The sequence below is a fragment of the Zymomonas sp. genome (assembly GCF_020216885.1).
In the GTDB taxonomy this organism is placed as follows: domain Bacteria; phylum Pseudomonadota; class Alphaproteobacteria; order Sphingomonadales; family Sphingomonadaceae; genus Zymomonas.
The window spans coordinates 1-7,539 of sequence record NZ_JAIWON010000145.1; the positions used below are offsets into that span (position 1 = coordinate 1).

At 47.8% G+C, this 7,539-nt stretch carries 10 protein-coding genes; 2 read left to right on the plus strand and 8 right to left on the minus strand.

Features of this window, described 5'->3' with window-relative positions:
- Nucleotides 1–102: 102 nt before the first annotated feature.
- Nucleotides 103–387 carry an integration host factor subunit beta gene (locus LDL18_RS07975; RefSeq protein ID WP_296508492.1) on the plus strand — a complete coding sequence of 95 codons (285 nt, stop codon included), beginning with the start codon at nt 103–105 and terminating at the stop codon, nt 385–387.
- A 494-nt stretch (nt 388–881) separates the two neighbouring features.
- The gene (locus tag LDL18_RS07980; RefSeq protein WP_296508494.1) at nt 882–2,315 is read left to right on the plus strand and encodes an amino acid permease; all 1,434 of its coding nucleotides are present in this window, start codon (nt 882–884) and stop codon (nt 2,313–2,315) included.
- Between the two features lie 59 nt (nt 2,316–2,374).
- Here LDL18_RS07980 and LDL18_RS07985 read toward each other — a convergent pair whose 3' ends face one another.
- The 8 genes from LDL18_RS07985 to LDL18_RS08020 all read right to left on the minus strand — a co-directional run.
- Nucleotides 2,375–3,028: an HAD hydrolase-like protein gene (locus LDL18_RS07985; RefSeq protein WP_296508496.1), complete on the minus strand. Its 654-nt coding sequence runs from the start codon at nt 3,026–3,028 to the stop codon at nt 2,375–2,377.
- Between the two features lie 245 nt (nt 3,029–3,273).
- The gene (locus LDL18_RS07990; protein WP_296508498.1) at nt 3,274–3,741 is read right to left on the minus strand and encodes a sugar O-acetyltransferase; all 468 of its coding nucleotides are present in this window, start codon (nt 3,739–3,741) and stop codon (nt 3,274–3,276) included.
- A complete protein-coding gene (locus tag LDL18_RS07995) occupies nt 3,687–3,863 on the minus strand; it encodes a maltose acetyltransferase domain-containing protein (protein WP_296508500.1) in 177 nt (58 codons plus the stop codon). Before LDL18_RS07995 ends, LDL18_RS07990 begins: the two co-directional genes overlap by 55 nt.
- A 149-nt stretch (nt 3,864–4,012) precedes the next feature.
- A complete protein-coding gene (locus LDL18_RS08000) occupies nt 4,013–4,279 on the minus strand; it encodes an RnfH family protein (protein WP_296508502.1) in 267 nt (88 codons plus the stop codon).
- Nucleotides 4,280–4,291: 12 nt separating this feature from the next.
- Nucleotides 4,292–4,966: an electron transport complex subunit E gene (locus LDL18_RS08005; RefSeq protein ID WP_011241542.1), complete on the minus strand. Its 675-nt coding sequence runs from the start codon at nt 4,964–4,966 to the stop codon at nt 4,292–4,294.
- Nucleotides 4,956–5,666: an electron transport complex subunit RsxG gene (gene rsxG / locus LDL18_RS08010; RefSeq protein ID WP_296508507.1), complete on the minus strand. Its 711-nt coding sequence runs from the start codon at nt 5,664–5,666 to the stop codon at nt 4,956–4,958. The genes LDL18_RS08005 and rsxG overlap by 11 nt, the downstream gene beginning before the upstream one ends.
- A complete protein-coding gene (locus LDL18_RS08015) occupies nt 5,663–6,739 on the minus strand; it encodes an RnfABCDGE type electron transport complex subunit D (protein WP_011241544.1) in 1,077 nt (358 codons plus the stop codon). Before LDL18_RS08015 ends, rsxG begins: the two co-directional genes overlap by 4 nt.
- The coding region (locus LDL18_RS08020) for an RnfABCDGE type electron transport complex subunit C (RefSeq protein WP_296508508.1) at nt 6,739–7,539 on the minus strand (801 nt) is incomplete at its 5' end. The genes LDL18_RS08015 and LDL18_RS08020, both read right to left, overlap by 1 nt.

The window sequence follows — 7,539 nt, forward strand, 5'->3', positions numbered from 1 at the left end:
AACAAAGAATATATTTTATTATCTTTGATAAGAAGATTCTGTCCGATAAAAATTGTCTCACTCGGGATAATAAGACCGGACTGGTCAGGAAAAGGAAATGCGATGATTCGTTCCGAACTGATCCAAACATTAGCCAATGATAATCCTGAACTTTCATCAGAAGAGATAGAGCATATTATAGATGTTTTCTTTGACGGGATTTCCCATCATTTGGCCAAAGGTGGTCGGGTAGAAATTCGCGGTTTTGGTGCCTTTTCCACCCGTTTTCGGGACGCCCGTCTGGGCAGGAATCCCAGAACCGGCGAAAAAGTCGAGGTCGAAGCCAAACGTGTCCCCTATTTCAAACCAGGAAAAGAGATAAGAGAACATCTTAATATTGAAATTTAGCTTGCATTTTACCCCCAAGCCCCGCTATGCGGATTCGGCATAATGTTGCGGGCGTGGCGGAATGGTAGACGCTACGGACTTAAAATTTTGAGTGCCCCTTCGGAAACGAAAGGTGCAGAACTGCTCAAATTCGGGGAAAGCTGTAAAATGCCGATCCCGAGCCAAGCCTGATTTTTCAGGAAGGTGTAGAGACTAGACGGGCAGCACCTACCCCCTTTTTTAAAGGGTATGGTGAAGGGATAGTCCAGACCCCAAACACTGCATAAGCAGTGGCGGTGAAAGCCGTGGCAGGTAAGAAAATCCGTTGGGCATTTGCCCGTGAGGGTTCGAGTCCCTCCGCCCGCACCATGATGCGTTCAATGAAATGAAGTGATTTATTTTAGAAAAATCGGGTATCAAGATTTCTAAAACAGCCTGACAGGCTATGCCCCTGTAATAGGGCTTCCCTTGACCCCTCCCCCCTTTTTACGGCAAAAGACCAAAAAGGGGACTGCATGTTAAAAAAATATTTTGGCTCTCGTAAAAAATTTCGTTCACTTTCTTCACAACAGTCTCACCCTCATAAAAAAGACCAAGCGCTTTCCCGTAATTTGTCATGGCCGCATCTTATTGCATTAGGTGTTGGTGCGATTGTCGGGACAGGTATCTATACATTAGTAGGTGTCGGCGCTGATCGGGCGGGACCTGCTGTTGTTATTGCCTTTATTATTGCCGGTCTTATCTGTGCTACCGCTGCCCTTGGCTATGCCGAGTTATCAACATTGATACCAGAAGCGGGTGGTGCTTACACTTATGCCTATATGGCGATTGGCCGCCATATGGCATGGATTGTCGGATGGAGCCTCATCCTTGAATATTCACTGGCAAGCTCGACCGTCGCCGTTGGATGGTCGGCCTATCTTGTCGGATGGCTCCATTCTTTTGGTATCGATTTACCAGCGGCTTTATTGGCGGGGCCTCATGATGGCGGGATTATCAATCTTCCTGCGGTTATCGTGGCCTTATCTATCGCCCTACTCTTGACCGCAGGTGCCAAGGAAAGCGCCACTCTGACTTTGGCACTGGTTATTTTAAAATTGTCGGCTTTGGTCTTGTTTGTTGTTTTGACGATGCCTGCTTTCCATTTTGAATATTATCATCCTTTCATGCCTTACGGCTTTGTCAGCCATATTTCGCCAGATGGAAAAGTCAGAGGCGTTATGGCGGCCGCTGCTATTCTGTTTTTTGCCTTTTATGGATTTGATACGGTTGCCACAGCGGCAGAAGAAACCAAAAATCCCAAGCGGGATTTGACCATCGGTATTATCGGTTCGATGACTATTTCGGTTCTGATCTATATTGGTGTAGCAGCTTGTTTATTAGGGGCTGCGCCTTTTACCGAATTCATCAAAAGCGGTGAACCGCTTGCTCTTATTCTTAGAAATTTACATCATGAGACAGCGGCGAAATGGATTGCCGCCGCCGCACTTATCGCCTTGCCTTCAGTTATTATGGCGATGATCTACGGACAAAGCCGCGTCTTTTTCGTGATGGCGCGAGATCATCTGCTGCCGCCTTTTCTGGCAAAAGTAAACAAGCATGGCACACCCAGTCAGGTGACCCTATTTACGGGTATTATCATTGCTTTAATTGCCGGTTTTTTCCGATTGGATGAATTGGCAGAATTAGCCAACGCTGGCACTTTGGTAGCCTTTATCGCTGTCGGCCTGTCCTTGATTATTCTGCGTGTTCGAGAAGGGGAAAGGACGCGGCGTTTTTCTTGCCCATTTCCTTTTGTGATAGGCAGCGTCACCGTTATCGGTTGTCTTTATTTATTTACCAGCTTGCCGCTTCATACGACGATCCGCTTTTTGTTATGGAATGCAATCGGCCTTGTTTTTTACGGCAGCTATAATCTGTATAAGCGCAAAAAACAGAAATCTTTGTAACCCCTGTTCCTGCTTATAGAGTGGAAATATTCCATTCTATAAGCAAAACAGACCTTGTTTTAGGCTTTGGCCTTCTTTTCCAGAAAGTCAGTAACCGATTTAAAATCAGGGCAAGTTACCTCAATCGGCACGCCTTCAATGGGCGTTCCATATCCATAAGAGGTAAAAATAAACGGAATACCAAGCGCCGCCGAGGCTTCCTGATCGGTTTCACCATCACCGATAAACCAACAATCTTGCCGATTGCCCTTCATTTCTTCCAAGGCGACATTCAACAAAGCAGGGTTAGGCTTTCGAGGTAGGTCAGGTCTGGCACCGACCAGCGCGACCATATATTTGTCGAAGCCGAGATCGCTCATGATTTTTTCGACCAGATTTTGCGGCTTATTAGAACAGACCGCCATTTTCATACCCAAGGCATAAAGCCGTTCGATACCTTCCCGCACCCCGGGGAACAAGCTGTCATCATGGGTATCGCGACCAGCACAAAGCCGCCGATATTCAGCCACATCAGCCAAAGGATCGACACAATCATCGCCAAACAAACCGGCAATCATCGCCTCCCCCCCCAAAGTCACGAGCGGACGCGTTTCTTCCGGCTTGATAACCCGACGGCTACCCCGTTCTTGCAGCATTTCATTCAAGACATCAGAAGAAACATAAACGGTATCGACTAACGTCCCGTCCAAATCGAATAACAAATCAAAAGTCATAAGCTCTTCCCAACCCAACACTATTCTATCTTTGGCGACAAAGCGGACTCAAAGGATAGGCATAAAATCCCGCAACGAATAACTTGAAGGTTCAAATCCAAAAGCTCTATCGCCCAAAGAACCTTCATCCTATTTTCTATTTATGAAGCTGGGGAAACCAGAATGACAGGAAAAAATCCTGTAAAGCGGCATACAGAGACATAATCGCATTAAACGGAAAGGATAATAGACAGGCCATAAAGAAACTAGCCTGTAAAACCCACAGAGTCGGCAGCGGTAATAGACCGTATCACCCGACAAGGCACCCCTGCCGCAATCATATTGGCTGGAATATCTTTTGTGACGACGCTGCCTGAACCGATAATACTGTTATCACCGATCGTAACACCCTGATTGATGTGAACGCCGCCGCCGACCCAAACGGAATGGTCAATAGTTACGGCTTTGGCATAGCAAGCGCCAGCCTTCCGCTCATCGGCATTGATCGCATGATTCGAGGTATAAATACCGACGCGGGAGCCAAATAGAACATTATCCCCAATGGTGACTTCGCCTCCGTCTAAAATAATGCAGTCAAAATTGGCGTAGAAATTGTCGCCGATACTAATATTGAAACCAAATTCACAACGGAAGCGTGGCTCAAAATAAGCATTTTTGCCTATTTTTTCAATAATTGCCGCAGATAGGCTTCTCTTTTTGCCGGAGCTGCACAAAAACTATCATTATAAAGATTGGAAAGCCGAACCGCCTCTTCTCTCGCCTTTATCAGCTCAGGGGTGAGATCATTATAATAAGCGCCGCTTAGGATATGTTGGCGTTGCTGCTCAATATTCATATCGGTTTGTCTCTTCAGATATTTTATTCTTATAAGAGCCTATTTTCTGGAATTTCAACCTACCCTTTTACCCAAGATAAAAAGACAAAAGACAGCAATCAGAAACATCAAAAAAAAGCCTGCCCTTTTTCAAGGACAGGCTTTTCATTTTAGGCCTTCTTTTTCTTTTTAGGGACAGTTTTCGGATCAACCAAAAGTGGCCGATAAATCTCGATCCGCATTCCCTCTTCTAAAGGCGCATCTAATTTGGCGACTTTACCAAAGATACCGACCTTTTGTTTTTCAAGGTCGATCTCGGGGCAGCGCTTTAAGATACCGGAAGCGTTAATACCGTCTTCGATAGTCGCGCCGTCTTTGACTTCACATTCAAGCCACCACTGGCGTTCCGGTTTGGCATAAGCGACGGATATCTTCATCTTTTTGCCTCCCTAAGCCCCATGTGCGCCGGACATAGAAATTTCTTTGCCCTGCGCCACGTCGATCATTCTTTTCCCGACTAAAACAAAGCCGGTCACCAAAAACCCCCCTGGGGGTAAAACCATCATCAAAATATGGCAATCCGTCGGTAACAGATGACATTCCAGAAAACGGAAGCTTGATCCCAGCAATAAAGCCGCATTGGCAAAAAGAGTGCCTGAACCGATAATTTCACGCAGGCCACCGATGATCGTCAGGGCAAAGGTAAAGCCCAATCCAGCAAAGACACCATCGGTTAAAGAGGCCAGAGGCGGTTTTTTACCAGCAAAGGCCTCCAAATGGGCAAGCGGCAGACAGTTTGAAACGATCAATGGAATAAACAGACCCAACACCTTGTAAAGCGGGTGCATATAGGCATTCATCACCAGATCGACCAAAGTCACCATGGCCGCAACAATCAGGATATAAACCGGCACACGCACTTCATAGGTGATATGATGCCGGAAGACAGAAACCAGAAGATTGGAAGCCGCCATCACTGCGGCGGTTGCCAATCCCATGCCCAAGGCATTTGTGGCACTGGTCGTAACAGCCATTGTCGGGCAAAGCCCCAACAACATACTTAGAATACCGTTATTGTCCCAAAGACCGTCTTTGGCGATACGGAAATACTCATTATTGGACATTTGAACTCTCCAACAGAGTGTTTTTATGCGTCTCGAAAAATTCCAGACCACGATGGATTGCCGCAACGACACCACGTGGCGTAATCGTTGCACCAGAAAACTGGTCAAACTGACCGCCGTCCTTTTTAACTTTCCATTTGTTTTCTGATGGATTGGTCAAAGACAGGCCGGTAAAGCGCAATATCCAATTCGATTTATTGGCTTCGATCTTGTCACCCAGTCCGGGGGTTTCTTTATGAGCCAGCGCCCGCACCCCAAGAATATGGCCTTCGGCATCAACGCCCATCATCAGGCGGATTTCGCCACTATAGCCGGTGCCAAAAATTTCATAGGCAACACCCGTCACATAACCGGCCTTCGTCGCGCGAAAAACCGTTACGTCATGCCCTTCGGCATCTTTCAGATGGAGCGGATTAGCCGAGATATCATTATCATGAATCGAGGCAGGGATAACCTGTTCTAAAGAAGCCTGCTGATCCTCGACCCCGCGCGCCACGATTGTTTGAGCGGTCAAATGATACGTTAAGGCCAGCAAAGCCCCAAAGCCCAAACAAAAGGCGGCTAATACAAGGCCATGAAAGAAGAAAGGTTTCTCTTTCTCTGGCGTATCCCCTTCATGCATCGCCTCATCGGCTCGAAATAAAGCGTCTTGTTCGACGGCTTCTTTCCGGTTTTCGGCTTCATCCTTTTGATCGGTCATTTCTTGTCCCCAAATGCCACCGGTTGTCCTTGGCGAGTGCGACCGAACACACGAGGGCGGCTATAGTGGTCGATGATGGGGGTCGTTGCATTCATCAGCAACACGGCAAAGGCCACCCCTTCTGGATAACCGGCAAAGCTACGAATAATCCATGTCAAGAAGCCCACCCCAAAGCCGAATATGACCTGACCTTTTTTCGATACCGGAGAGGTGACATAGTCGGTCGCAATAAAGAATGCGCCCAGCATCGAGGCACCGGACAGCAATTCAATAAGACCAGAAGCAAAGCGTGCCGGATTGATAGCTGAAAACAGACTTCCTAATAAAAACAGCGTCAACAACATTGAAACCGGAATATGCCAGCTAATAATCCGCCGCCACATCAAGAACAGACCGCCTAACAGAATAAAGATGGCCGAGGTTTCACCCATAGAACCGGGTTTAATCCCCAACAGCATATCTTTTAATCCGGGCAATGTCTGAACTGTGCGGGTGACTGGAATCCCCCGCGTCAATTCGGTTTTGATATGACCCAGCGCAGAAGCCGCAGACAAAGAATCCAGATTACCTTCACAACCCAAAGTAATTTTCAGCCCTGTCAGAATATCGGGGGCATGGGCGGTCAATAATGGATGCGGGGCGGCAAATTGCGTCATTTGCAATGGGAAAGAGATCAGCAAAGCGACACGAGCAACCATGGCAGGGTTAAACAGATTTTGCCCCAGACCACCAAAGACCTGTTTCGCCAAAGCAATCGCGAAAATTGCGCCCAATAAAGCAATCCACCAAGGCGCCCAAGGCGGTAAGCTCATCGCAATAAGCCAGCCGCTCAAAATCGCGGAGCCATCCTTCAAAGCGGGTAAAACCGGACGCTTTGCCAGCATTAAACATCCGGCCTCAATCAAAAGACAGAAAAGAATAGTCAGACCAAAAAGGAAAATGGCAGGCCAGCCGAACAGCCAAAGATCAAACAAGGTCGCTGGAACAAGAGCCAGCATAACCGTCTGCATGGTGCGCGAAACACTATTATCCGCATGGGTAAAGGGCCCGCTGATTGCGATACTGCCACTCATTAAACTGCCTTTTCCTCTTTATTGGCGGCAGCTTTGGCGGCTTTCGCCCGCTCTGCCGCAAGTTGCCTCTGGCGCAAGACTTCAGCCAGACGCGCCTCTTTGGCAGCGGCCAAGGCCTTGATCTTGTTCTGTTTTCTTTCTTCGTCACGCCGATTCCAGATTTCGCCTTTGGCATAGTTGAAATATTGAACCAAAGGCAAATGGGACGGACAAACATAAGAACAGGAACCGCAAGAAAAGCAGTCCATCACCTGAAGATTTTCAACTTCCTCTAACTTATCCCGCCGGATCAAGCTGGCCATTTCAACCGGACTTAGACCACAAGGGCAAACATCAACGCAACGGCCACAACGCACACAGGCTTCTGTTGGACGATGATCCATTTCTTCGGAAGTCAAAGCCAAAATACCGGCGGTACCTTTGATAACCGGAACATCAATATTCGGAAGACCGACCCCCATTAAAGGGCCTCCGGTAACGATTTGCTCGGCTTTTTCATTCATGCCGCCGCAGAAATCAATCAAGGCTTTAACCGGTGAACCAAGCGGCGCATCCAATGTTTTGGGATCATTCATGCCGCCGCCGGAAACCGTCACAATACGCGAGATAAGAGGCTCACCATAACGGGCAGAACGCCAAACCGCGCGGGCAGTCCCAACATTTTGAACCAGAACCCCAACATCAGCGATACGGGTTCGGGCGGAAATTTCTAGACCAGTCAGGGCTTGCACTAAATGACGGGCAGAGCCGACCGGATATTGCGCTGGTAAATCCGCGATCTCGACATTGTCATAGGCTTC